This window comes from Chitinophaga rupis (assembly GCF_900109685.1).
GTDB lineage: Bacteria > Bacteroidota > Bacteroidia > Chitinophagales > Chitinophagaceae > Chitinophaga > Chitinophaga rupis.
In genome coordinates this window covers 892,805-919,288 of the sequence record NZ_FOBB01000003.1, presented here as the reverse complement: position 1 = coordinate 919,288, position 26,484 = coordinate 892,805, and the positions used below count along the sequence as shown (strand labels likewise).

The 26,484-nt window shown below is 48.6% G+C and carries 22 protein-coding genes; 15 read left to right on the top strand and 7 right to left on the bottom strand.

What is annotated here, in order from left to right:
* Nucleotides 1–19 precede the first annotated feature (19 nt).
* From trpD to BMZ54_RS16770, 13 genes are all read left to right on the top strand, one after another.
* The gene (gene trpD, locus BMZ54_RS16830; protein ID WP_089914099.1) at nucleotides 20–1,012 is read left to right on the top strand and encodes an anthranilate phosphoribosyltransferase; all 993 of its coding nucleotides are present in this window, start codon (nucleotides 20–22) and stop codon (nucleotides 1,010–1,012) included.
* Between the two features lie 103 nt (nucleotides 1,013–1,115).
* Nucleotides 1,116–1,922, top strand: coding sequence for an indole-3-glycerol phosphate synthase TrpC (gene trpC / locus BMZ54_RS16825; protein WP_089914096.1), 807 nt, complete (start codon nucleotides 1,116–1,118; stop codon nucleotides 1,920–1,922).
* Nucleotides 1,923–1,925: 3 nt separating this feature from the next.
* Nucleotides 1,926–2,591, top strand: coding sequence for a phosphoribosylanthranilate isomerase (locus BMZ54_RS16820; protein WP_089914092.1), 666 nt, complete (start codon nucleotides 1,926–1,928; stop codon nucleotides 2,589–2,591).
* Between the two features lie 96 nt (nucleotides 2,592–2,687).
* Nucleotides 2,688–3,896 (top strand): tryptophan synthase subunit beta, encoded by a 1,209-nt coding sequence (gene trpB, locus BMZ54_RS16815; RefSeq protein ID WP_089914088.1) that lies wholly within the window; start codon nucleotides 2,688–2,690, stop codon nucleotides 3,894–3,896.
* A 93-nt stretch (nucleotides 3,897–3,989) separates the two neighbouring features.
* Complete coding sequence (gene trpA / locus BMZ54_RS16810) at nucleotides 3,990–4,757, top strand: tryptophan synthase subunit alpha (protein ID WP_089914085.1); 768 nt, start codon at nucleotides 3,990–3,992, stop codon at nucleotides 4,755–4,757.
* Between the two features lie 7 nt (nucleotides 4,758–4,764).
* Entirely contained in the window at nucleotides 4,765–5,358 is a 594-nt protein-coding gene (gene hisH, locus BMZ54_RS16805; protein ID WP_089914082.1) for an imidazole glycerol phosphate synthase subunit HisH, read from the top strand.
* A 3-nt stretch (nucleotides 5,359–5,361) separates the two neighbouring features.
* Complete coding sequence (gene hisA, locus BMZ54_RS16800) at nucleotides 5,362–6,513, top strand: 1-(5-phosphoribosyl)-5-[(5-phosphoribosylamino)methylideneamino]imidazole-4-carboxamide isomerase (protein ID WP_089914080.1); 1,152 nt, start codon at nucleotides 5,362–5,364, stop codon at nucleotides 6,511–6,513.
* Nucleotides 6,514–6,676: 163 nt separating this feature from the next.
* Complete coding sequence (gene hisF, locus BMZ54_RS16795) at nucleotides 6,677–7,432, top strand: imidazole glycerol phosphate synthase subunit HisF (protein WP_089914077.1); 756 nt, start codon at nucleotides 6,677–6,679, stop codon at nucleotides 7,430–7,432.
* Between the two features lie 30 nt (nucleotides 7,433–7,462).
* Complete coding sequence (gene hisIE, locus BMZ54_RS16790) at nucleotides 7,463–8,128, top strand: bifunctional phosphoribosyl-AMP cyclohydrolase/phosphoribosyl-ATP diphosphatase HisIE (protein ID WP_394332715.1); 666 nt, start codon at nucleotides 7,463–7,465, stop codon at nucleotides 8,126–8,128.
* 23 nt (nucleotides 8,129–8,151) lie between these two features.
* The gene (locus BMZ54_RS16785; RefSeq protein WP_089914071.1) at nucleotides 8,152–9,237 is read left to right on the top strand and encodes a TlpA disulfide reductase family protein; all 1,086 of its coding nucleotides are present in this window, start codon (nucleotides 8,152–8,154) and stop codon (nucleotides 9,235–9,237) included.
* Between the two features lie 197 nt (nucleotides 9,238–9,434).
* Nucleotides 9,435–10,562, top strand: coding sequence for a TlpA disulfide reductase family protein (locus BMZ54_RS16780; RefSeq protein WP_162277568.1), 1,128 nt, complete (start codon nucleotides 9,435–9,437; stop codon nucleotides 10,560–10,562).
* 361 nt (nucleotides 10,563–10,923) lie between these two features.
* A complete protein-coding gene (locus BMZ54_RS16775; protein ID WP_089914049.1) occupies nucleotides 10,924–11,289 on the top strand; it encodes a BlaI/MecI/CopY family transcriptional regulator in 366 nt (121 codons plus the stop codon).
* A 6-nt stretch (nucleotides 11,290–11,295) separates the two neighbouring features.
* The gene (locus tag BMZ54_RS16770; protein WP_089914046.1) at nucleotides 11,296–13,041 is read left to right on the top strand and encodes a M56 family metallopeptidase; all 1,746 of its coding nucleotides are present in this window, start codon (nucleotides 11,296–11,298) and stop codon (nucleotides 13,039–13,041) included.
* Nucleotides 13,042–13,085: 44 nt separating this feature from the next.
* On the opposite strand, the gene BMZ54_RS16765 is transcribed toward BMZ54_RS16770, so the two are convergent.
* Nucleotides 13,086–14,141, bottom strand: coding sequence for a formylglycine-generating enzyme family protein (locus BMZ54_RS16765; protein ID WP_089914042.1), 1,056 nt, complete (start codon nucleotides 14,139–14,141; stop codon nucleotides 13,086–13,088).
* Between the two features lie 76 nt (nucleotides 14,142–14,217).
* On the opposite strand from BMZ54_RS16765, the gene BMZ54_RS16760 reads away from it, so the two are divergent.
* Entirely contained in the window at nucleotides 14,218–15,579 is a 1,362-nt protein-coding gene (locus BMZ54_RS16760) for a GH1 family beta-glucosidase (protein WP_089914038.1), read from the top strand.
* A gap of 100 nt (nucleotides 15,580–15,679) precedes the next feature.
* Here the strand turns inward: BMZ54_RS16760 and BMZ54_RS16755 are convergent, their stop codons facing one another.
* The 6 genes from BMZ54_RS16755 to BMZ54_RS16730 all read right to left on the bottom strand — a co-directional run bounded on the left by BMZ54_RS16755 (nucleotide 15,680) and on the right by BMZ54_RS16730 (nucleotide 25,144).
* Nucleotides 15,680–17,260 (bottom strand): RagB/SusD family nutrient uptake outer membrane protein, encoded by a 1,581-nt coding sequence (locus BMZ54_RS16755; protein ID WP_089914035.1) that lies wholly within the window; start codon nucleotides 17,258–17,260, stop codon nucleotides 15,680–15,682.
* 12 nt (nucleotides 17,261–17,272) lie between these two features.
* Nucleotides 17,273–20,683 (bottom strand): SusC/RagA family TonB-linked outer membrane protein, encoded by a 3,411-nt coding sequence (locus BMZ54_RS16750; protein ID WP_089914032.1) that lies wholly within the window; start codon nucleotides 20,681–20,683, stop codon nucleotides 17,273–17,275.
* Between the two features lie 29 nt (nucleotides 20,684–20,712).
* The gene (locus BMZ54_RS16745; RefSeq protein WP_162277567.1) at nucleotides 20,713–21,699 is read right to left on the bottom strand and encodes a FecR family protein; all 987 of its coding nucleotides are present in this window, start codon (nucleotides 21,697–21,699) and stop codon (nucleotides 20,713–20,715) included.
* A gap of 80 nt (nucleotides 21,700–21,779) precedes the next feature.
* Nucleotides 21,780–22,331, bottom strand: a complete 552-nt coding sequence (locus BMZ54_RS16740; protein WP_089914023.1) for an RNA polymerase sigma factor — start codon at nucleotides 22,329–22,331, stop codon at nucleotides 21,780–21,782.
* A 173-nt stretch (nucleotides 22,332–22,504) separates the two neighbouring features.
* Entirely contained in the window at nucleotides 22,505–23,743 is a 1,239-nt protein-coding gene (locus BMZ54_RS16735) for a BamG family beta-barrel-assembly machinery protein (RefSeq protein ID WP_089914020.1), read from the bottom strand.
* Nucleotides 23,744–23,785: 42 nt separating this feature from the next.
* Complete coding sequence (locus tag BMZ54_RS16730) at nucleotides 23,786–25,144, bottom strand: DUF4270 family protein (RefSeq protein ID WP_089914017.1); 1,359 nt, start codon at nucleotides 25,142–25,144, stop codon at nucleotides 23,786–23,788.
* A 332-nt stretch (nucleotides 25,145–25,476) separates the two neighbouring features.
* On the opposite strand from BMZ54_RS16730, the gene BMZ54_RS16725 reads away from it, so the two are divergent.
* Complete coding sequence (locus BMZ54_RS16725; protein WP_202909266.1) at nucleotides 25,477–26,400, top strand: Kelch repeat-containing protein; 924 nt, start codon at nucleotides 25,477–25,479, stop codon at nucleotides 26,398–26,400.
* Nucleotides 26,401–26,484: the final 84 nt, after the last annotated feature.

Sequence of the window (26,484 nt, the reverse complement as noted above, 5' to 3'; positions counted from 1 at the left end):
TGCTTTTACCTGATACATCATGAAAAAAATACTCAACTACCTTTTTGAACATAAAACATTTACCCGGGAGGCTGCAAAGGATATCCTGATCAGCATTTCCAAAGGCATGTATAACGAAAGTGAGCTGGCGGCCTTTATGACGGTGTTCCTGATGCGCAGCATTACCATCAATGAGCTGCTGGGTTTCCGCGATGCCTTGCTGGAGCTGTGCATACCCGTGAAGCTGGATGATTACGATGTGCTGGATATTGTAGGTACCGGCGGCGATGCCAAGAACACATTCAATATCTCAACACTGTCGTGTTTTATTGTGGCCGGCGCAGGCGCTAAAGTAGCCAAGCATGGTAACTATGGCGTATCCTCTATCAGCGGGGCCTCTAACCTCATGGAAACAGCGGGTTATAAATTTAAGAATGATGAAGCTAAATTGCGGGCAGAAATAGAGGAAGCAGGCGTTTGTTTCCTGCATGCGCCGCTGTTTCACCCGGCACTGAAAAATGTAGCCGGTATCCGCCGCCAGCTGGGTATCCGTACATTCTTTAACATGCTGGGGCCACTGGTGAACCCGGCTTTTGCCAAACACCAGCTCATAGGCGTGTACAGCCTGGAAATGGCACGGGTATATAACTACCTGTTCCAGCAAACAGATAAGCAATACGCCATTGTACACAGCATGGATGGTTATGATGAGATATCGCTTACCAGCGATGCCCGCATTATTACCAATAAAGGTGAGCAGGACTGGACGCCGGAACAGCTGGGCCGCCGCAGGGTACATCCGGAAGATATTTACGGTGGCAACTCCGTAGAAGAAGCTGCCAAGATCTTTATGAAGATCTTAAAAGGAGAAGGCAGCTGGGCGCAAAATTCCGTAGTATTGGCCAATTCCGCTATGGGACTGTATTGTATGGGTAAGTATGCAAATTATACGGATTGTTTCCAGGCAGCAGTTACTTCCCTGGAATCCGGCGCAGCGCATAATGCGTTTAAGAAATTGATCGACATGCAATGATCTGATTTTAGATATACGGATTTACGATTTTAGATTTAGGAAGGGTCTTCAACAAAGCGTTCAAATCTGAAATCGTAAATCTAAAATCGTAAATAGAAACCCGATGAGTGATATTTTAGCTGAAATAGTAGCGCATAAAAAGATAGAGGTAGCTGCCCGAAAACAGCAGCGCAGTGCAGCAGAGCTGGAGCAGGCGCCGGCATTTAAACGTACGCCGTTATCCCTGCGCCGGTTCTTACAGGACCCTGCCAAAACCGGTATCATTGCGGAGTTCAAACGCCGCTCACCTTCCAAGGGATTGATCAACGGGAATGTAACAGTACAGGATATTACCACGGCATATACCCGCTACGGCGCCTCCGGCCTTTCCGTATTAACAGATGAGAAATTCTTTGGCGGCACAGCCGATGATCTGCAGCAGGCACGGGCAGCCAATAACATACCCATTCTGCGTAAGGATTTTATGATCGATGAATACCAGATCATAGAAGCAAAGGCAATAGGCGCAGATGTGATATTACTGATCGCAGAATGCTTAACGGCCGCAGAAGTAGCGCAGCTGGCCACCTTTGCAAACAACCTGGGACTGGAAGTATTGCTGGAAGTGCATAGCGAATTGCAGCTGGAAAAAGTAAGTGAGCATGTGCACCTGGTAGGCGTGAATAACCGCGATCTTACCACTTTTAAAGTAGACTTTAACCGCTCCTGCGAGCTGGCGCCTAAGATACCAGCCGGTAAGCTAAAGGTAGCAGAAAGCGGTATCAATGATCCCGCAGCTATTATAACGCTGAAGCAGGCCGGTTTTGAAGGTTTCCTGATCGGCGAGCATTTTATGCGGCAGGAAGACCCGGCCAGGGCCTTTGAGCAATTTGCCGCAGCTATAAAGAGCGGGGAAAATGTAAAACAATAAATAATGGAACTCAACATAAAAGTATGCGGCATTACCCGGGAGCAGGACCTACAAGCCCTGGTGCAGTATGGTGTGAACTATGCCGGTTTTATCTTTTATGAAAGATCGCCCCGTTTGGTAAGGGGTAAGCTGGATGCAGCTATAGTACGCAGCACTGCTGGTATAAAAAAGGTAGGTGTGTTTGTAGATGAAGATCTGCAAACCGTACAACAACTGGTAGCAGACAACGGGCTGGATCTGGTGCAGCTGCACGGTAATGAAACACCGGAATATTGCGCTGCCATCAGGAAAATAGTACCGGTAGTAAAAGCCTTTCGTATAGGGGAGCAGGTGAGCTGGCAGGAGCTGGCGCCTTTTATACCGGTAAGCGACTACTTTTTGTTTGATACCGCGGTAGGAAAGTCCTACGGTGGTACCGGCCAGCAGTTCAACTGGGACCTGCTGAAAAGCTATCCTTTCAGCCATCCTTTTTTCCTGAGCGGTGGCATTGGCCCGGAACACGCAGCTGCATTAGCTGAGCTGGAATTGCCGGCTTTATTTGCAGTGGATGTGAACAGCCGTTTTGAAACAGCACCCGGTGTAAAAGATATGGAGAAAGTGCAGGGATTTGTGAGTGCGCTGCTGCGCAGACCACAGTCCACGGACCACGGCCCACAGCCTTCTGCGTGATGTTGTTTTGAGATGTATAGTAATATATCCGCGGACGGTGGACTGTGGTCCGTGGACAAAGAACGATCAACTTTTTAAATTGTAAAACTAATTAGAATGGAGATTGCGGTAAATACAAAGGGCTCCAAATATCATGTGAACGAAAAGGGGTATTACGGCAGCTTTGGCGGGGCATACATTCCCGAAATGCTGTATCCCAATGTAGAGGAGCTACGGCAAAACTACATGCAGATACTGGGGGATCCGGGTTTTCAGCAGGAGTTCGCCCAGCTGCTGAAAGATTACGTGGGCCGTCCGTCGCCGCTGTACCTGGCCAAACGTTTGTCTGAAAAATATAAGGCTAACATTTACCTGAAGCGGGAAGACCTGAACCATACCGGCGCGCACAAGGTGAACAACACCATTGGGCAGATCCTGCTGGCGCAGCGCCTGGGCAAAAAACGCATTATTGCGGAAACCGGCGCAGGGCAGCATGGAGTTGCTACGGCTACGGTATGTGCTTTAATGGGCCTGGAATGTATTGTGTATATGGGCAGTGTGGATATTGAACGGCAGGCCCCCAACGTGGCCCGTATGCAAATGCTGGGCGCTACCGTGATCCCTGCCACCAGCGGCAGCCGTACCTTGAAAGACGCTACCAATGAAGCTATCCGCGACTGGATCAATAACCCGGTGGATACGCATTACATTATAGGCTCCGTAGTAGGGCCGCATCCGTACCCGGATATGGTAGCGCGTTTTCAATCCGTGATCAGCGAAGAAATAAAACAGCAGCTGCAGGAAAAAACCGGCAGCCCTTATCCCGATTATGTACTGGCCTGTGTAGGTGGTGGCAGTAACGCAGCCGGCGCTTTCTTCCATTTCCTGGATGATGAGCAGGTGCAGCTGGTACCCGTAGAAGCAGCCGGCAAAGGGGTGAACAGCGGTTTTTCCGCCGCTACTTCCCAGCTGGGTAAACCTGGTGTGATACATGCCAGCAAAACCCTGCTGATGCAAACAGAAGATGGGCAGATCGTAGAACCACACTCTATTTCCGCTGGTTTGGATTACCCGGGCGTAGGACCTTTACATGCCCACCTGTATGAAACCGGCCGTGCACGTTTCCTGAACGCTACAGATGATGAAGCCCTGGAAGCCGCTTTTGAGCTTACCCGTTTGGAAGGCATTATCCCAGCGCTGGAATCATCTCACGCACTGGCCCGTTTAAAAGATCTGAACCTGAAACCCAGCGATGTAGTAGTGGTATGCCTTTCCGGCCGTGGCGATAAGGATATGGGTACTTACATTAAACATATGCAGAAATAACTATTTACGATTTTAGATTTAGGGGAAGCGCTTCGATGTTTAAAGTAGAACGCAATCAAATCTAAGATCGTAAATCGTAAATCTAAAATCGAAATGAATCGCATAGATCAACTTTTTGCAAGCAAACAAACAGGCATCCTCAATATATACTGTACAGCGGGTTTTCCTGCCCTGGAAGATACCCTGCCGGTAATGACGGCCCTGCAGGCGCATGGCGCAGATATGATAGAGCTGGGCATGCCTTTCTCCGATCCGTTGGCAGATGGCCCCGTGATACAGGACAGCAGCACCCGTGCCCTGCAGAATGGCATGAGCCTGAAAAAGCTGTTTACCCAGCTGAAAGACTTCAGAAAAAATATACACGTTCCCGTTATACTCATGGGCTACCTGAACCCGGTAATGCAATTTGGTATAGAGCAGTTCTTACAGCAGTGTGCAGCCACCGGGGTAGATGGTCTTATTTTGCCGGACCTTCCCATGCAGGAGTATGAGCAGGAATACCGCCCGCTGTTTGAAAAATATGGATTACACCTTATCTTTCTGGTAACACCGGAAACCAGCGAAGCCCGTATACGGCAGATAGACGCCCTGAGCAAAGGATTTGTGTACGCCGTATCCTCCTCTTCCACCACGGGGAAAGATAAGGATATGAAAGGCCAGCAGGCTTACTTTGAACGCTTAAAGTCTCTGCAGCTGAAAAACCCGGTACTGATCGGTTTTGGCATAAAAGATAAACCCACCTTTGATGCCGCTTGTGCATACAGCAACGGCGCAATTATTGGAACGGCGTTTATTAAAGCAGTAGAAAATGCAAAAGACCTGGATGGAACCATTAAACAGTTCATTCAGTCAGTGAAATAAACACAACATGAAAACAGCTATCATAAAATACAATGCCGGCAACATCCGCTCTGTGCTTTTTGCGCTGGACCGCTTAGGAGTACAAGGCACGGTGACCGACGATCCTGAAGAGATCCGGGCAGCTGACAAAGTGATCTTTCCCGGTGTGGGAGAGGCCAGCACTGCCATGCAGTACCTGCAGCAGCGCGGACTGGATAAAGTGATCACCAGCCTGCAGCAGCCGGTGCTGGGCATTTGCCTGGGCTTACAGCTCATGTGCAAACACTCAGAAGAAAATAATACGCCCTGCCTGGGCATCTTTGATGTGGAGGTAAAACGTTTTCAATCGCCGGTAGCTAACCTGTTGAAGATCCCGCAGATAGGCTGGAACAACATAGCAGGCTTGCACAGCACCATTTTTGAAAAGGTGCCGGAAAACAGCTACATGTATTTTGTGCACAGCTACTATGCTGCGCTGGCGCCGGAAACTGTGGCCATCGCCAATTACGTGGTGAACTACAGCGCTGCTTTACAAAAGGATAACTTTTACGCAGTACAGTTCCACCCGGAGAAATCAGCAGAGGCAGGACAAAAATTGCTGGAAAGCTTTCTGAAGTTATAAGCAATGGCAGGCATCGAGATAAAGAAGATACAAACCAACGATACTTTACCGCTGCGCAGGGATGTATTATATCCCGGCCAGTCATTAGATAGTGTACGTGTGGACCATGATGAGGAAGCCGTACACTTTGGCCTGTTTAAAGACGGGCAGCTGGTAAGCGTAGGCTCCCTGTTTATGAACGGTAAGCAGGCCCAGTTCCGCAAGCTGGCTACCGCACCGGCTTTACAGGGTAAAGGATACGGCACCTTACTCATTAAACAAATGCAGCAGCAGTGCCGGGAAGCAGGCATACCCTTATTATGGTGCCATGCCCGCCGTACTGCCGAAGGCTTTTATACCCGCCTGGGTTTTACAAAAGCAGGCAATTATTTTGAAAAGAATAACATTATTTATTGCAGGATGGAATTACTCGTGCAAACAGCCAAACAATTTACCGTAATACCCGCCATAGACATTATTGACGGCAAATGTGTGCGCCTTACACAGGGCGATTACGCGCAGCAAAAAGTGTACAACGAACATCCGCTGGAAGTAGCAAAGGCATTTGAAGATATTGGCGTGCAACGCCTGCACCTGGTAGACCTTGACGGTGCTAAAAAAGGAGCGGTAGTGAACTGGAAAGTGCTGGAAGCTATTGCCGGCAAAACCGGTTTGGTAGTGGATTTTGGCGGAGGTATTAAAACGGTAAAGGACCTGGATATTGTATTTGAAAGCGGGGCTGCGCTGGCTACTATTGGCAGCATAGCAGTAAAGGACCCGGAGCTGTTCTTTGGCTGGGTAAAAAAATATGGCCCTGAAAAAATATTCCTGGGCGCTGATGTGAAGGAAGAAAAAATAGCGGTTGGCGGCTGGCTGGAAACTACCCAGCTCTCCATCTATGATTTCCTGGAAGAGAATGTACGCCATGGCGTGCATAATATTTTTTGTACAGATATTGCAAAGGATGGCCTGTTACAGGGCCCGTCCACCGCACTATACCAGCAAATACTGGAACGTTTTCCGGATATTAACTTTATAGCCAGCGGCGGCGTAAGCAACCTGCAGGATGTTGAAACCCTGCGCGAAATAGGCTGCAGCGGCGCCATTGTAGGTAAGGCCATTTACGAAGGACGCATTACCATGCAAGAGCTGAAGGAATTAATAATGAATAATTAAGAATTAATAATAATGGAAGAAGCATGACGGGAAATACAATTCCCACGATTAGTGAATAATTAAGAATTAACAAGAATGAAGAAGAGGAAGCATAACACGGAGTACAATCCCTGCGATTATTAATTATTCATTCTTCATTATTAATTAAAAAAGCGTACTAACTATGCTCACAAAAAGAATTATTCCCTGCCTGGACATCAAAGACGGGCGTACCGTAAAAGGGGTGAATTTTGAAAATATACGCGATGCCGGCGATCCCATAGAGCTGGGCGCTTTATACGCACAGCAGGGCGCGGACGAGCTGGTATTCCTTGATATAACGGCTACGAATGAACGTAGAAAAACACTGGCGGAGCTGGTAACCGGTATTGCCCGCCATGTGAATATTCCGTTTACAGTAGGCGGCGGCATATCGTCTGTAGAGGATGTATATGTGCTGTTGCAATCCGGTGCAGATAAAATATCCGTAAACACTTCCGCCTTCAAACGTCCGGAGCTGGTGGATGAGCTGTCACGCGAATTTGGCAGCCAGTGTATTGTGCTGGCCATTGATACCCGCTTTGAAGATGGCGACTGGTATGTGTACCTGAATGGCGGCCGTGTAAAAACCACTACCAAAGCCTATGACTGGGCCAAAGAAGCGGTAGACCGTGGCGCCGGTGAAATACTGCTTACTTCCATGAACAACGATGGCACCAAGCAGGGTTTTGCGCTGGACATTACAGGGCAGTTGTCTCAAAATCTGAACGTACCGGTGATCGCCTCCGGTGGTGCAGGTACCATGGATCATTTTACGGAAGTATTTGAAAATGCCCAGGCAGATGCTGCGCTGGCCGCCAGCATTTTCCATTACAAGGAAATAGAAATACCTGACCTGAAGAAGTACTTATACAGTAAAGGAATAAATATCAGGTTTTAAATTGGGGTGAAAGGAATACTTCGGTATTCAATAAAAAGCAGAAAATACTCCGCTGCATTAGCTTTATGCTTTGCGCTTTCGGCTCAAACAAATACGATTAGTATGAAAATTGATTTTGAAAAGTCTCCCGACGGCCTGGTACCGGCCATTATACAGGATGCAGCTACTTTAAAAGTGCTGATGCTGGGCTATATGAACCAGGAAGCAGTGAACAAAACCCTGCAGGAAAAAAAGGTGACCTTTTATAGCCGCTCTAAACAGCGCCTGTGGACCAAGGGAGAGGAAAGTGGCAATTTTTTGCTGCTGCAGGACGTTAAAGTGGATTGTGACAACGATACATTGCTGATAAAGGCCAACCCGGTAGGACCGGTATGCCATACAGGTGCAGATACCTGCTGGGATGAGGTGAATGTGAGCAACGATTTCCTGTCAAAGCTGGAAAGTGTGATCACGGACCGTAAGAATAATCCTACGGAAAAATCTTACACAGCCAGCCTGTTTGCCAAAGGCATTAACAAAATAGCCCAGAAAGTAGGGGAGGAAGCGGTGGAAGTAGTAATAGAAGCCAAGGATAATAATGAAACGCTGTTCCTGAACGAAGCCGCCGACCTGCTGTTCCACTACCTGATCTTATTGAATGTCAAAGGCCACCAGCTGTCCGATGTGCTGAACGTGCTGAAGGAAAGACACAAGTAGAATATTTTTTATATATTTATAACATGAAGCATTTATTCCTGGTGATGTGCTGTGCTGCCAGTGCCTTAGTTGCCAACGCACAAAATGTAATATCCGGCACGGTAAGCGGGGCCGATGGGAGAAAGATCTATTTGTTCGATGATGCCGACAACAACCCGGACGACTCCACTGTGCTGCAAAAAGGCCAGTTCAGCTTTACCATTAAGCAACCCTCTGAACCCTCTGTATTTGCGCTGATATTAGAAGGTACGGACCAGCCGCTGCTGTTTGTGCCGGGCCCAACCCCGCAGCAGTTAACGTTGAGCGCAGATAAATTTCCGATAGCAACCGCTGTAAAAGGCAATGATAATACAAAAGCCCTGCAGGAATACCAGGTGCAGTTTCAGCCGCTGATACAAAGAGCGCACGCATTGAACCAGGAAGCATCCGGCATTTCAGGAGATGATGAAGCAGCCAAGGAAGCTTTCCGCAAAAAAGCCACTGCTTTCAGCGATGATGTGATAAAGATCGGCAAAGCCTTTGTACAGCAGCATCCCAAGGCATTAGCCAGTATGTGGATGCTGATCAACGAGTTACGCCCGCGCTTGCAGCCCGATGAATTTGCAGGGCTGTTTGCCGGCCTGGATAAATCACTGCAAACCGGTAAGTACGGACAAAGCGTAAGCCAGTATATTAAAAGCCAGAAGCTAAGTGGTATTGGCGTAATGGCAGATGATTTTTCGCAGGGTGATGTAGACGGTAAGACTATCAAGCTGTCCTCTTTCCGTGGTAAATATGTGCTGGTAGATTTCTGGGCCAGCTGGTGCGGTCCCTGCCGTGCGGAGAACCCGAATGTGGTAAAAGCATTTAACAAATACAAAGGCAAGAACTTTACAATCCTCAGCATTTCCCTGGATGATGATAAGAACCGCTGGCTGCACGCTATTAAGCAGGATGGTCTTAACTGGACACATGTTTCCGACCTGCATGGCTGGAGCAATGAAGTAGCTGTACAGTACGGTATCCGTTCCATACCCTCTAATTTCCTGGTGGATCCCCAGGGGCGCATTATAGCCCGCAACCTGCGCGGCTCCGCCCTGGAAGACAAGCTGGGAGAGATACTGAAATAATTAATTTTACAATTTATAAGCTGCAGCGGCGTTCCCTAAAGAGCGCCGCTGCGCTGTTATTGCAGGGTGGCAGCACATCCGCATAATCGCACATCAACGCCCGTTTCTTCTCCGTTTATCACAATCAGTTTGATTATGCCCCGCTGTTTCCTCATATTTGTTGCTACGTATAAATGTTAAAAGGAGCATTAATAATTATGAAGAGAGCTATACTGACTGCCGTGCTGTTAGCGCCGGTAGTTTTGTTTGCGCAGGATGAAAAGCCGTTTACGATCAGTGGAACGGTAGCGCAGTTACAAAAACAGGCCAAGGTATATCTGAACGTGCGGAAAGGGGATGATAATACACTGGATAGTGCAGAGGTAAAAGACGGTAAGTTTGCTTTCAAAGGAACTGTTAAGGAGCCTTCTATGGCCAGCCTGATGATGGTGATCAGCGATCCGCCTGCTGATATGCCCAAAGGCAGCAGGCGCGATGTATTGCCGCTGTTCCTGGATAATGGGAATATTACCATTACCGCCCAGGACTCCATTAGCACCGCCTCCGTAAAAGGATCCAAAGCCAATGATGCGTACCTGGAGCTGAATGGTATGCTGAAAGATATAGATACCCAGATGCGGACCCTGCAAAAAGAATACCGCCAGTTATATATGGCTAAGGATGAAGAGGGCATGAAAAAGCTGGAGCCGCGGTTTGACTCACTGGAGGCACAGGAAAAAACCATTATGCGCGCTTACCTGGATAAAAATCCCGGTTCGCCCATAGCTATGTTTGCGCTGAACCAGTATGCCGGTTATGAAATTAACCCTGCAGATGTAGAGCCGGTGTTTAAAAAGCTGGATAAAAAAATAAAGAATTCAGAGTCCGGTAAGGCCTTTGTGCAACGCCTGGAAGCAGCTAAGAAAACCGCCATTGGCCAGCCTGCGCTGGATTTTGCCCAGGCGGATGCCAGCGGTAAAACTGTTAGCCTGGCCTCTTTCCGCGGTAAATATGTGCTGGTGGATTTCTGGGCCAGCTGGTGCGGCCCCTGCCGGGCAGAGAACCCGAACGTAGTTAGAGCTTACAGTAAGTTCAAGGAAAAAGGTTTTGAGATACTGGCCGTTTCCCTGGATGATAGAAAAGATAAATGGCTGGCTGCTATACAGGCCGATAACCTGTCCTGGACACACGTTTCAGACCTGAAAGGCTGGAAGAATGCCGCCGCAGAGCTGTACAGCATCCGCGCCATTCCCCAGAACCTGCTGATAGATCCGCAGGGCAGGATCATCGCGAAGAACCTGCGCGGCGAAGCGTTGGAAACCAAGCTGGGTGAAATAATGCAGTAGTTTAGTTTAAATAGGAAATATCAAATAACAACAGGCGCCGGATGCAGTAAAATGTGTTCGGCGTTTTGTTTTTTTGTAGATGATTGTACAGATCTATGATCCTTCGTTTTCTCCTGCCTCAGATCTTTTCCTTCAATTGCTCTATACCCTTCAAATTTTTTCCCTTCCAAATCCTTGCCTTGAAATCTTTTCCTTCAAGCCTTCCTTCAAATCTTTTCCCTCAATTTCTCATACCCTCTAAGTTTACCTTCCCCTCCCGGCCTTTCCCCAAATCCCCTCCCCGAAAATTATTTAAAAAAGAATTACGAAAAAATCGTAGTGTTACGAAAATATCGTAATTTAGTCCTGTAAACAGAAATATATGGAAAAGCTCACGCAGCAGGAGGAAGCTGCCATGCAGGCTGTATGGCAAAAAGGCAAGGGTATTGTAAAAGATTTCCTGGAAGCGCATAGTGCGCCGGCGCCGCCTTACACCACCCTGGCATCCACCATCAAGAACCTGGAAAAAAAGGGTTACCTGCAAAGCCGTAAAACAGGTAACGTATATGAGTACACGCCCTTGATAGCAGAAGAAGAATACAAGAAGAAGTTCATGAATGGTTTTGTACAGAACTATTTTGAGAACTCCTATAAAGAGCTGGTGACCTTTTTTGCAAAGGAAAAGCAGATCAGCCCCGACGAGCTGAAAGAGATCATCAAAATGATTGAAAATAACGATCCAAAATAATAAGATATGCCGGCCTTATTAATATACCTGTTAAAAGCCAACATAGCGCTTACCTTATTTTACCTGGCTTACCGCTTTGGACTGCGCAGGCTTACCTTTTATGTGCTGAACCGGTTCTTTTTACTTACCGGCATTGTTTGTTCATCCGTATTCCCGTTAATAGATGTGAATGCGCTCCTGCAGCGGCATCAGCAGATCAGTGAGGTGGTAGCCTATGTGCCGGACCTGGGCGCGTTACAGCTGCAGCCGGTAAGCGAATTTACCGTATGGCATTTACTGGTATATATTTTCTGGGTAGGGGTAGCAGTAATGGCTATACGCTTTTTTATGCAGCTGTTATCCCTGTGGCGTTTACACCGGCAGTCGCAGGCAGCCGTTATACAGCAGCTGCCGGTAAAAGCTTTACAGCAGCCGGTGAATCCTTTTTCCTTCTTTAAGAATATTTACATTAATCCCTCGCAGCATGCTCCTATGGAGCTGGATGCCATTTTGCAGCACGAGCAGGTGCACGTAGAACAGTGGCATACCATTGATGTGATGATGGCAGAGCTGAATAATATTTTCTACTGGTTTAACCCCGGGGCCTGGCTGATGCGTACTGCCGTGCGGGAGAACCTGGAGTTTATTACAGACCGGCGGATGCTGCAGCAGGGAATAGACCGGAAGATCTATCAATACAACCTGATAAAAGTTAGTGGAATTCCATATGCGACGGCCATCGCAAACAACTTCAATCTCTCACATCTGAAAAACAGAATTAAAATGATGAACAGCAAACGTTCCGCTAAATATAATATGCTGCGTTACCTGGTGCTGGGATGCGTGGTAGCAGTAGCCCTGCTATCATTAAACTACAGCCGGGCCGCCTTTAAGCATGCGCAAACAGGAGATGTAACAGACACAATACCTGCAGCCCCGGTAGCCCCGGTAGCTCCCGATGCTCCCAAACTGGCACCGGTAGCTCCCGACGCACGGGTGCCGGCCACACCGGGCGCAGGACCCCTGGCCGCAATAGTGCCTGAACCACGGGGAACACTCGCGCCAACAGGCCCGGATACCTTCCCGCCGCCGCCTCCGCCTCCTGCGCCGGTACCTGGACGGGTACCTCCTCCGCCTCCTCCGCAAGCGCCGCCACCACCACCACCGCCACGTGATCCTGATACCGTAAGGCCTAAGATAACGATGTGCCCCCCGGATTTTAAAGGACTTTGGATAGTAGATGGAGTAGAAGTGGATAAGCCAGACATAACTCCTAAAGATATTATTGCCATAAATGTATGGAAACCAGAGGAGGCACGTCCACGTTATGGCGACAAAGGAAAAAATGGAGTGATTGAGATCACTACCAACAAGGGCAAGGGAAGATCCGGTGCAGGGGTTATTAATTTTAAAAGGGATTCCACATCCACCGTAAGGGTTGTTAGGTTTAAACGGGATTCTGTAAAGGTACGTTCGGTAACATTAACGATGGATACTGCTCAAACCATTAACAAAAGCTACAACTATAACTATAACACTAACACTAATGCAAAGACGACCATTAGCATCCGTGGGCTGGATAGCTTAAAAGCCCAGCCGCTGGTGATCGTAAACGGGAAGGTAAAAACCCTGACAGCATTGAACACAATGCCTAAGGACAAGATCACGTCTGTTAACGTTCTTAAAGGCGAAAGTGCGGTATCCATTTACGGAAGCGCCGGTGTAAATGGTGTGATCATGGTAAATACAAAAGATACAGTTACTATAAAATAACTCAGCATGGAAGGTGAAGCGGAAGTTTCACCTTTCACTTTTCCCTACTTCAGATCCTTCACACAACGGAAGCCTAAGTTGGATAGCCCGGAAGTGGGCGTGGTTTTCATTCTCGCTGTAACCCGGTACCCGCTGCAATATTCATCTGTACACATAAAGGAGCCGCCTCGTATCACCCGCTTGGGCGCAGCCGGATCAGCCGGGTCAAAGCCTTTATCAGGCCCCTGCGGGTTATGCGCCCCTGCCGGTGTATGCTGGTAATAATTAGCATCATACCAGTCTGCACACCACTCCCATACATTCCCCGACATATCATACAGCCCATAACGGTTAGGGGCATATGTTTTTACCGGTGCGGTACCATAAAAACCATCTGTTTTGGTATTCTGGTAAGGGAAATGCCCGTTCCAGGTATTGGCTTTAGGCTGGCCTGTGGTCAGCGCTTCATTGCCCCACGGATAGTTTTGGCGGGCCAGTCCGCCGCGGGCTGCATATTCCCATTCTGCTTCTGTAGGCAGTCGCTTACCGGCCCATTGGGCATAGGCCTGCGCATCTTCCCAGGATATATGCACGGCGGGGTAATGCTCTTTTCCGGTGATGCTACTTTCCGCCCCTTCCGGATGCTGCCAGCTGGCGCCGGGTTTAAAAGCCCACCATTGGGATACATCATCCAGTGGTACTTCATGGTCCGGGGGAGAGAATACCAGTGAGCCGGCCTGCAGCAGGCTGCTGTCAGGGTCTGGTGATCCGGGCGGTAATTCTTTCAGGATCTCTTCTTTGCTGATGGGTTTTTCTGCAATGGTAACATAGCCCGTAGCTGCAACAAATGCTGCAAACTCCCCGTTGGTCACCTCATGCTCATCCATCATAAAACTATCCACCTGCACGGTGTGTACCGGCTGTTCATCGGGCTGGGCGGGCATTTCATCTGTTCCCATTTCAAAGGCGCCGCCGGGTATCAGCACCATGCGGTTCATAGTATCTATCAGCTTTGCAGCCTGTACTGTGCTGTCTGCAGCAGTTGCAGGCCGGGCGCCATTACCGCAGGCAGCCAGGCAGCCGGCGCCTGATAGCAGGTATATGAGTGTACGTGCATTCATACTTTAAAAATAAAGCGCTTAATGTTAACAATTAAATAATGATTTTTTTAAATAAACTATTGTAAACTGCGGTTGTATGGAATCACTTAATGCACCATTCAGCCGTCGTGATTTTGGTGATGATTTTTTATGGGGTGTTACTATTGCCGCTTTTCAGAATGAAGGCGCGCATGATAAAGACGGCAGGGGCAAATCCATCTGGGATGTTTTTACCCAGCGTAAAGGCAAGATTAAAGATGGCAGCCATGCCCGCGTGGCCACTGATTTTTATAACCGTTATTTCCAGGACCTGCTGCTGGCTAAAATAATGGGCTTTTCTGTTTTCCGCTTTTCTATTTCCTGGCCCCGCATACTGCCAAAAGGCAGCGGCCAGGTAAATTCTGCCGGCCTTGCTTTTTATCACCGCCTCATAGATGCCTGCCTTGAAATAGGACTAACTCCCTACATTACTTTATACCACTGGGATCTGCCGCATGCTATGGAAACAAGGGGCGGCTGGTGCCACCGCGGCGTAGTGTATGCATTTGAGGAATATGTGCGTATATGCGTACGCGAGTATGGCGATAAGGTAAAACACTGGATAGTGCTGAATGAACCTTTTGGTTTTACCTCGCTGGGATATATGCTGGGTGTGCATGCGCCGGGCAAATTCGGGTTATCGTATTTCTTACCGGCCGTGCACCACGTAGTGCTGGCACAGGCAGCCGGGGCCCGGGTAATACGGGAAGAGGTTAAGGATGCGGTAATAGGCACTACTTTCTCCTGCTCGCACATTATACCCTATACACAAAACGAGCGCGACCTGCTGGCGGCGCGCAAGGCCGATGCCCTTTTTAACCGCATGTTCCTGGAACCTGCGCTGGGCATGGGATACCCGGTGCATGACATGCCTATGCTGAAACGTATAGAACGGCGCTACGCCCTTTGGCGCGACTGGGACCGGATGGCTTTTGATTTTGACTTCATTGGTATACAACATTACTTTCCGCTGGTAGTACGTTACAATGCCTTTATGCCGGTGGTAGGCGTATCGGAAGTAAAACCCCGCTACCGCAAGGTGCCGGTAACAGCGCTGGGCTGGGAAATAAGCGCCGGTGGCATGTATGCTGTATTAAAACAGTTTGCCGCTTACCGGGGTGTAAAAAGGATCATTGTAACAGAAGGAGGCGCCGCGTTTACAGACCAGCCGGAAGACGGGCGTATAAAGGATACGGCACGTATACAATACTTTCAGGATTACCTCGGCGCTGTATTGCAGGCAAAAAGGGAAGGGGTGCCGGTAGATGGTTACTTTGCCTGGACGCTGACCGATAATTTTGAATGGGCAGAAGGTTACCGCGCCCGCTTTGGATTAGTGTACGTGGATTTTGAAACGCAGCGCCGCACCATTAAAGATTCCGGTTACTGGTTTAAAACCTTCTTAAATGAGGAAGGATGAAGCCAGGTAGCCTCATCCTCCTCTTTCATTGTTAACTGCTGCTTTTACTTACGCGAAGGGTTTGTTGTATGATCCATTGGTCACTGTTTCATAGGAGATATTACCATGAGGGGTTTTGTCCTACATTCGGGCTGATGGAGGTTTCACTCTGCGGAATAGCCCACAGGTAATCCCTTTCGGTGAATTTCCGTTGTTCCACCAGTATATTTTTACCATAATCACTGCGGGTATTATCAAAGTAGTTGAGAATACCATACACAGGACCATTCATTACAGTTGCTGCAATTTTCCAGCGGCGGATGTCAAACAGGCGGTTATCCTCCAGCGGAAACTCCACCCTTCTTTCCCTTTTCACCACCGCCAGCAGGGCCGCCTGTGTAGGGGTATTGGCAGTAGTTACTGCAGGCATGTTCACACCGGCGCGCTGCCGTACGCGGTTAATAGCATCATATACAGAAGCGTCTATCTGGTTAAGCTGGATCTTTGCTTCGGCATAGGTGAGCAATACTTCCGGGAAGCGCAGTAATACAATATCATTGTAAGAGTTGCGGTCCCAGCTGCCGTCAATATCAGCCGGTACATATTTTTTGTAATAGAAACCGGTAAAGGAGCCGTTGTTCTTGCCCAAACCATCAATGGAATTGGGCTTGCTTACATCAATAACAATCCCGTTCACGGTATCGCCGGGCAGTATAACGTTCAGCCTTAAACGCGGATCACGGTTAGCAAAGGGGTGCGCCGGATCATACAGTGCTGACTGGTCGATGGTTTTACCATCCGTACACTCAAATGCATCTACCAAAGATTGCAAAGGTGTGATCTCTGACCAGCCGCCCAGGGAAGGGCCGCCCACCCAGGTAGCCGTGGCATTGGGCAGCGTATTTTTTACGTACTGTGCAGATAGTATGATCTCCTTGCTGGTTTTATTGGTACCGTTAAAAAGGCTCAGGTAGTTGTTATCAATAATGTAAGTGTTCTGGTCTATTACTGCTTTTGCAGCGGTAGCAGCATCCTGCCACCTGCCTTCATATAACAGGGTACGTGCTTTTAGCGCCAGCGCAGCGCCTTTGGTGGCCCTGCCGGTGTTGGAGGCATCGTAGGTAGCCGGCAGCACATTGCTGATGGTATCCAGCTCCTTTACAATAAAGTCTGCCACCTGTGCCCGGGGAGTACGGCTTTCATTCAGCTCATCTGTGGTGGGTATGTGCGTTAACAGCACCACATCACCGTACAGGCCAATGAGCTGCTGGTAAGCGAAAGCGCGCAGGAAGCGGGCTTCGCCTTTCATGCGGTTGCGCAGGCTTGCATCCATGCTGCTTACGCGGTCTATATTTTCCAGCACATCATTACAGGAGGTGATCATCCGGTAAAAGTTGCTCCAGAAATTGGAGAAGGCATTGTTGCCGGGAGTGGCGCTGCCATTACCTACATAGATCATTTCACTGGGCCAGTTGCTCCATGCATAGCTATCGTCTGTAGCAGCGGAAAGAAACATGCGGTTGTCTACATCACCCAGCCCGCGGTAACAGTTGTTCACTGCGGCAATGGCGTCGGCTTCTGTTTTCCAGTAGCTTTCGCGGGATACGGCATCCTGCGGCTGCTCATCCAGGAAACCTTTTTTACAGGCTGTAAAAGACATACAGGCTGCTATGGCTATTAAAAATATGCTTAGTTTTTTCATGATTGCGAGCGTTTAGAAATCCACATTTAATCCGAAAGTATAAGTGCGTACCTGGGGATAATACCGGCTGTCGTTAGGCGCTTCCGGATCTATATCATGAGGCAGGCCGCTGAAGGTGAGCAGGTTTTGCCCGCTTACGTATAACCGGCAGCGTGACAGGCCTGCTGCCTGTAACCATGCTTTAGGCAGGGTATAGCCCAGCTGCAGGCTTTTTAAACGCAGGTAAGCGCCGCTTCTTACCCAGTAGGAAGAGGAGGCATAGTTCTGTGAAGTGCTTACCAGCCGCGGGAAAGTGGCGCTGGTGTTTTCTGGTGTCCAGCTGTTCAGGTGCTCCGGCTTAAAGTTAGCATCGCTGTTAATAGGCGCTCTTTCCATTACCACGGTGTTAATAGACACTTTGCCTACACCCTGGAAAAATGCAGCAAGGTCAAAACCTTTGTAGCCGCCGCCCAGGTTCACACCATAGGTGTAACGGGGAATAGCGCTGCCCAGGTACACCATATCACCGCCTACAGAGGCATCGCCTTCTTTCACTACCTTATCATTATTCTGATCTTTATACATCAGGTCACCGGGGGCAATGTTAGCACCGGGCTGCGGTGCGTGGCTGTTCACCTGGTCCTGTGTCTGGAAAATACCTTCTACCTGGTACCCGTAAAAACCATCAATGGGTATGCCTTTTATTCTGCCGGTGTAAATGTTGTTATTGTCTTTGCTTACTACATCGGCCCCTTTCAGGTCAACGATCTTATTACGCACATCAGACAGGTTAGCGCCTACGTTGTAGCTGAAATCGCCTAGTTTATTATGATAGCTCACTGCTACTTCCCAGCCGGTATTACGCACTTTACCGGCGTTTTGCACGGCTGCATTCAGCCCTACATACATGGGCAGGCGCAGGTCCATCAGAATGTCGGACGTATTTTTCTGGTAGTAGTCAAATGTAACATCCAGGTTCTTCAGCACGGTCAGGTCCAGTCCTACATCCGTCATCTGCGTGGTTTCCCAGGTAAGGCCGGAGTTGGGATATACCGTAATGCCTGCAGTGGGGTTCAGGGAGCCGCCAAAGGGATAGCTGTTGTACTGGTAAGTGGTTTGATAAGGATAATTGAGCCTGGCAGGATCTGTGTTGTTCACAAAAACATCGTTCCCCAGCTTACCCCAGCTGCCGCGCAGCTTCAGGTTGTTGATGAAGGTAATATCCTGCATAAACTCTTCGCCGGAAACACGCCAGCCTGCGGAGAAGGAGGGGAACCAGCCCCATTTCTGATTGTCCGCAAAACGGGAGGAACCATCTCTTCTGATATTGGCTTCAAAAAGGTATTTGTCTTTATAAGCATAATTCAACCGGCCAAAGAAAGAGAGCAGGCTGTAAGCATTGGCAGTACCTTTTGCCTGCTGCCCATCGGCAGCGCCGGCATTGATCTGTTCAATCTCGCCGTTCGGCAGGTTGGTACGGTAACCGCTCAGGTCATCATTGGTTTCTGTTAAGCGCGATGCGCCGCCCATCAGCTTAAAATAATGGCTGCCCAGGTTCTTCTCATACTCTATTAAACCCTGGAAGTTCCGGAACCAGTAACCCTGGTATTCCTTGGTAATGTTGTTCTGGCCAACGGTTAAAGTGTTGGTGTTTTCCGGGAAATTGGTAAAGTAGTCCAGTGAGCGGTTGTGTAAGCTGTTGTAAACGGAGCGGTAGTTCACTGCTGCCAGGCCGGTTACCTTTAACCCGTCGATCAGCTGGTAGCTGCCTTTGAAGTTGCCGGTGAACAGGTTGTTCTTGTACACATACAAACCGCCTTCATCCTGCAGGCGGATGGGATTTTGACCGCCTCTTACCAAACCCCAGGTACCATCAGAATATTTATTTACGTTCAGCGGGTTGGTAATAAATGCCTGGCCAAACTGGTACCATGCAGAGCCTTCCTGGCCCTGTGGCTCCTGCTGATCGCCCAGGCGGGTAGAGATGTCTGCGCTGAAGCTTAGTTTTTTAGTGACCTGTATATCTGTATTTAAACGAACGGTAATGCGGTTGTAATCCATGTTCTTTATCAAACCTTTCTGATCAAAATAGTTGGTGGAGAACTGGTACTTGATATTTTCTGTACCACCGCCTACGTTCAGGCTATGTGATTGCTGAAAGCCGCTGCCGGTAAGGATATCCTTTAACCAATAGTTATCCGGGTACAGGTCTTTATTACGGTTGGGATCATCATAGGCAGCGATCTGCGTATCCGTATACTGTGCGCTGGAACCGGAGTTGATGCGCAGCTGGTTCACCAGCTTCATGAACTGTTGCGCACCTACGAATTTAGCCAGGCGGGCCGGGTTTTGCCAGCCAAAGTAGTTGGAGTAAGTAACCTTTGCTTTGCCGGTGCTACCTCTTTTAGTGGTGATGAGTATAACGCCATTGGCTGCACGAACACCGTAAATAGAGGCGGCTGCCGCATCTTTCAGGATAGACATAGAGGCAATATCGTTTGCATCTACATCATTCATATTGTACTGCACCCCATCTACCAATACCAGCGGATCATTATTGTTCAGCGTACCCATACCGCGGATGCGGATAGTACCCTGGTCGCTGCCGGGCTGCCCGTTGTTTTGCGTAACCGTTACACCGGGGGCCACGCCCTGCAGGGCTGCAGATACCTGGCCTACCGGTTTCCAGTTCACATCTGCACCGGAAAGGGCAGATACTGCACCGGTAACATTCACCTTCTTTTGCGTGCCATAACCTACCACCACTACTTCAGACATGGCTTTAATATCCTGCGCCAGCTGCACATTAATGCTGCTGCGGTTAGCAATGGCTATTTCCTGTTTCAGGTAACCCATGTAAGAAAATTCCAGTGTGCCGTTACCATCCGGTACCGGCAAGGTATAAGTGCCGGTAGCATCTGTAGTAGTGCCGGTGGTAGTGCCTTTCAGCAGCACCGTAACGCCGGGTACCGGCTGCCCCTTTTCATCTGTTACCTGGCCTTTTACTATGATCTGCTGAACTGCACCGGGGCTATAAATGCTGCTGCCCGGGTTCAGCGCCTGGCTGGTAGCATTATCGTTTGCCGGTGCGGGCTGCTCCGGGGGCGTTTCATCTTTGCTGTAAATAATATAAAAGTTATCCCTTACTTTTTTATACTTCAGGTCATTCGTATTGGTGAGCGCTTCCAGGGCTGCTTCCAGGGAAGGTTGATTATCCAGCGTGGAAGTGCTGAGCGGCTTTTTTTCAAGCTGGCTTTTGTACAGGAACGATACGCCGTACTTTAATTCCAGCTGGCTTAATACATTTTTGAGGAGCTTCTTTTTTGTATTGGATGCGGGTTGGGACTGGCGTGGAATGGCGGCCATATCCTGGGCGTGAGCAGCGAGCCCACAGTAACAGCTCACGCTAATGGCTGTTATAAAGGATATAAAGTATCTGTTCATAATACTTTGGTTGAGTGTTATCTAATTGGTTATTGACGGTTCTTTTCAATGTTCACTGTAGCGTTTTGCCGGGTAATTTTCAGGTCAAACAGCTGTGAAAGGCCTTCCAGCAGCATGTTGGCATTCTGGCTGGGGACCGTACCTGAAAACTGCTGGTGCAGCAGTGTGGAATCTTTAATGATCACGGTGATGCCGTATGTTTCCTGCAATACCTGCGCTACCTGCGCCAGGTCTGCGTTGCTGAACTGCAGCTTATGGTTTTTCCAGGAAGCATAAGCTGCGGCATTAATATGCTTTTTTACCAGGGAGCGGGCATTGGTATTTACCTCTACCAGCTCACCGGGCTGCATTTCTATAGGTGCCGGCAGGGCCTTGCTGCTGCCGCTTAAACGTACCTTACCCGTATTCAGCACTACCTGTGTGCGGCCTTCACGGTCCAGCACATTAAAGGTGGTGCCTAATACCTCTACATTGATCTGGTGTGCGGTATGCACCAGGAAACGTTTTTGTGCAGCCGGCTTTACATCAAAAAATGCTTCACCCTTTATCCATATTTCACGGGCTTTTGCCCTGTTCCAGTGCCGGCGGTATTGTAAGCTGCTATTGCCATTCAGCGTAACTACAGATTGATCGGGCAGGGTAAAGGTGCGCACTTCGCCATAAGCGGTTTGGTATTTTATCAGGCTGTTTTGCAGGTACATTTTCCACGCGGCAAAAGAAAGCACTGCCACGCCGGTAATAACAGCGGCGGCTTTTAAGGACGCCCAGCCCCGCCACCTTTGCCGGGGTGGGATTGCATCCAATTGCTGTGTGGTGTGCTGTATGCGCTGGAACAGCTCCTCCGACCGGTGGGTGCGTGCCAGCTCCGGCTGCAGGGAGCCGTTTTCAAGATCCTCCTGGATGGCAGCAGACAGGTATTGGCGGCCTTCATCTGTATCCAGCCATTCCAGTACTTGCTGATATTCTTCCGGGGTGCATTGGTTGTTAAAGAATTTTGCTAATAGTGCAGGGTCCATTTCGTGCATGTATAAATTGCCTCCTTATTAAGTACTACACCTAGCACAAGGCAAAGTATTATACGCGCAGAAAAAAAATTTCAGAGAAAAAGACGAACGAGCAAAATGAGGAGCGTGCTGCTGAATAATTTGAGGTAATGCCTTAACAGCTGGCTAGCCTGGGAGAACTGGAGCTTAACGGTGTTGATGGAGATGCCAAGCTTCCGGGCTACTTCTTCGTTGGTAAGCCCTTCTACTGTTCTTAATTTAAAGATGTGTTTTTTGCGGGGGGAGAGCTGTTCTATGGCCTGGTCCATGACCTTTTTATAATCATTGAACAGTACCACGGCTTCCGGCTCCTCATGGGAGGCAGGGGCCTGGTAAGAAAGATTGTATTGTTTGATGAGGGCACGTTTATGATCGCGGATCACATTCAGCACATGGAACTTTAAACATTTGAACAAGAAGTTGCGCACACCCTGCGCAGGGTCCAGCTGCTGGCGGTTAACCCAGAGCTTTACAAATACCTCATGCACTGCATCCTCCGCCATTACCGCGTTCTTCAAGTATTTACAGGCTACTCCATATAATAACTGGTGGTATAAGCTGTATAATTCCTTGAAAGCAACGTGGTCGCCGGATTGCAAACGCATTGTCAATAGCAATTCTCTATCTGCATAGTGTACAGGCACTATTTCCCCCTTCTGTTTACGAGTTAGCGATGCTGGGCCAACGTTGGCACAGTTACTAAAATTAGGAAACGGGGAAATACTGTGTTAATGAAAACTTAACAATTCCTATTGCTTTTTTACCCAAAAGAAGGGGACTATTCGTATATTCTGCGGATAAACCAGATGTCGCGTAAAGAGAAATGTAACACTGCATTCACATAATTCTCCTTGATCAGGTTATTAGTGGTAACACCGCGCTGCCCTACCTCTATACCCAGGTAGTACCGTAAAGCGCCGTTGCGGCTGGGCAGTGATACGCCTACTGAACCGGCAACATCCTTGATCTGCTGGCCACCTATCACCAGGTAGGATTTATTATGGGAAAAGCCCGCTTGCAGTACCATGCCTTCAACTATGCCATTAAAGTAATGTCTTTTAAAAGCGTATTCTATACCGCCGGCATACCGCTCTGCATCCGTGAGCCTGTAATTGGTTTGGCTGGGGTTAATACCGCTCCACAGCTGTTTGCGGTAATCCGCTACTATGGTAACATTGCCTTTACCTAAAGACAGGCCTGCGCCGTATTGTTCCGGCAGCGCAAATTTCTGTGTCCCCTGGTCGTCTTTATACAGCACGGTTTCATTAGAGTTCACCACATTCACCGTATGCTGGAAACGCATATTGGTTTTAAAGCGGTAAGTGGCGCCCAGGCCTATTTCCCAGTCTTTTATCTTACCGGCATATTGTATGCCGGTATTGAAGTTCACATTATAGGCATAGCGTTTATCTATGGTAGATACCGTATCGTTACCCAGTGTTTCAGTAGTATTAATAGGGCCGAACAGGAACGCAGAGGAAACCCCTACGGAAAAGTTCTTGGTAAGTTTTACAGCATTGGATATATATACCCGGTTAATACCGCCGGTGCCTTCTGTAACCGCATCTACCGACTGGCCGGTACCTTCAATAAAGCGCTGGTTCAGCAGCTTATAATCGACGGTGCTGTAAGGGGTAAGGCCGGCGCTGATGCCCCAGCGTTTATTGGCTTTAAAACCAATGGCCAGCCGTTTGATGTTCACATCACCGGCGCTTTGGCTCAGGCTTTCGCCTTTATAGCTTACACTGGTGCCGCGCAGGGCTACATCAAACATAAAGTTTTGCGCCGGAATGGCGGTATAGGAAGCAGGATTAAGCTCATTCAGATAATAAAGGGAAGGGCGTGCCATACCGGCGCTGCCCAGGCCGAAGTTACGGCTGTAATCACGGTCTTCAAGATCGCCTACACCAAAAGCAGAGTACAGGGAGTTAATGCCTTTGCCGGTTTGCGCATTTGCCTGTACACAGCCTAACAACAACAAACCACAGATACCGGTATATTTTTTTATATTGAACATTTACACTTATTTAAAATTTGCCTTCACGTTTTTAGCGGCGCATTAATTGTACAGCAGGTAATACACCTGGATACGGATCTTGTTCTGTTTATTCTTACTATCTCCCAGTACCAGCCGGTTAAAGTTGGTGGTAGCAGCCCCCCTGGACGGCATTACCAGCAACCCGTAGTTGTTATAGCCGTTGCTGTTAATATTATTAATGGCGTAGTGCGTAATATCGTAGGTGTAGGTGGTATTTAACTGATACAGGTTATCAATTACCAGGTTACCATGCTGTACACCACCGGTGCTGGCGACAAGGGTATCTATCACATTATTTTTATCATCCGTCTCGCACAGGGTTACAGCCGGAGGCAGGGTGTAATAGTTCTGGTAGGTGCCTGCAACCGGTAATAAGGTGAGCGTAGCCCGCATAACCTTAAAGAACTTACCCACAGAGGCCAGGGTTTTCAGCGAAGGCAGGTCTATACGGGTAAGGATGCCGCTGAGCGGTTGTACAAAGCTCATATTATTGGTAGCGGTGCTGGGCAGTCTTTTGGTAGTGCCGGTAAGGCCGGCCAGCAGGGTGCCGGTACGGTCGGCGGAGATCTGGTTAAACTGTACATCCGGGTTGTACAGGTTCAGGTCCAGGTGACGGTCTGTTATGATCACTTCATTTACATGGTAGTGCATGCGCAGGATCACAGAGGTATCGCTGGTCAGGAAGCCCATAATATTGGCGCTGCTGGCGCCGGGCTTAATGGCCAGGCCCCGGTAATATTGCAGAAAGATATCCTGGGTGGATACCTCGTTATTCTTATTCTTGAACAGGTTAAATAACGTATTCCCGTAGCTGTTAGGCAGCTTAATGTGAATGCTGCTATCGCTGCTGGGCCTTACTACCTGCTGTACGCTGGCTAAAGGCTGCGCGGCTGTCTGGAAATTGCTGTTATTATATAAATAGGCACTGTTCTCTGCTCTCTGAATGGTCTGTAATACTTCGTATACGCCAATCTCCTGCATGGCCAGCGTATCCCCGTATATCTGCCGGTTAGGTTTCAGGATCAGCTCTACAGAATCATACCGCGAGCTAAGGTCTGCCTGCATGGCGCTGGTAACGGTAGAGGAAGGCAGCTGCAGCTGGAAGAAAGCAGAAGCGGTTATTTTGCCAAAGTAAGGATCCTGGTGGCGGCCGCATAACATAACACCGGTGCCGTTGGTTGGAACCGAATCCAGGGCCACGGTGTTCATGTCAATGGTTAAGGTATCGGCAACTATATAGCTGGACGGCTGATTACTGCCCGTCAGGTCATAGGTAAATCCGTTCTTTTCACAAGCGCTGCTGGTGGCCAGCAATAGCATGGCCACCCCAATTTTTAAGTAGGCATGGGCGCACCTGACACGGCAAATAATATTGTTCATGGAGCGCAATTTTAGACAGGAAGCCTACTTTCCGTTGATTTAATATGCCAACAGCGGTTTTTCATCGATGAATCCGCGGGAATCTTCTTTATATAGCCGCCTGCCCCCCAAAAGGGGGTAATAGGTTAAACCAAGCAATTGGCAGATGAAATACACCCTTTTGTCCGGTGAAAGGGGTGGTATATCTATTTTATATTTATGCTAATATAACGGCGGATAATTTTGGCAGCTATAAAAATTATAAAATGCTAATGCGTTATTCAACAGGTTTTTGTTTGCTGATGTCCTTGACGTGGATGGCCTGCTCTAAAAGTAGTGATAGTACTACAACGGTGGGGAACTGGGTTCATAAGGTAGATTTTAAAGGTGCTGCCCGCAGCGAAGCAGTTAGCTTTACCATTAATGATACTGCTTTTGTAGGTACGGGTTACGATGGAACCAACCGCCTGAAGGATTTTTACTCCTATGATGCAGAAAGAAATACCTGGACGCAAAGAGCTTCCTTACCGGATGCTGCCCCCGGCCGTAACAGCGCCGTAGCTTTTGCCGTAGGCGGTAAAGGTTATATGGGTACCGGTACAGATGGTGTAAACAAATTCAATGACTTTTACGAATATGACCCGGCTTCAAACGCCTGGACCGCAAAAGCACCTTTCCCTGGTACGCCCCGTTATGGCGCCGTAGGTTTTGCCGTTGACGGCAATGGCTATATAGCCACCGGCTACGATGGTACCTGGTTAAACGACAATTATCAGTATAACCCGGCAAGCAACAGCTGGTCTGGAAAAGCAGATGTACCCAACTCTAAAAGACAGGATGCTTCCGCTTTCGTGATCGGTGACTCTGCCTATATAGTAACCGGTACTTCTAACCTTACTACCATTAATGAGCTGAGCCGCTACGATCCCAAACACGATTCCTGGATCCTGAAAAGGGCTATCACCAATGTAAGTGACGACGATTATGATAATGACTATACTTCCATAGCCGGCAGCAATTGCTCTGTTTTTGTAATGAACAACAAAGCATACCTGGCTACCGGTGCTAAACCCAGCATTTCCAATGTAGTTTGGGAATATGACCCGGTAACAGATCTGTGGGACCTGAAACAACCTTTTGAAGGTACTGCGCGTACCGGCGCCGTAGGTTTTGCTATTAAGAACCGTGGTTTTGTAACCACCGGCTCCAGTGGCAGCGTACAGCTGAGCGATACCTGGGAATTTAATCCCACACAGGATTATAACAAAAATGACTAAAGGCAGGCAACATATCATCCTCCTTACAGGAGGGTGGCTGTTGCTGGTGATCATAGCATTTGGGTGCACCAGTCAGCCATCCCC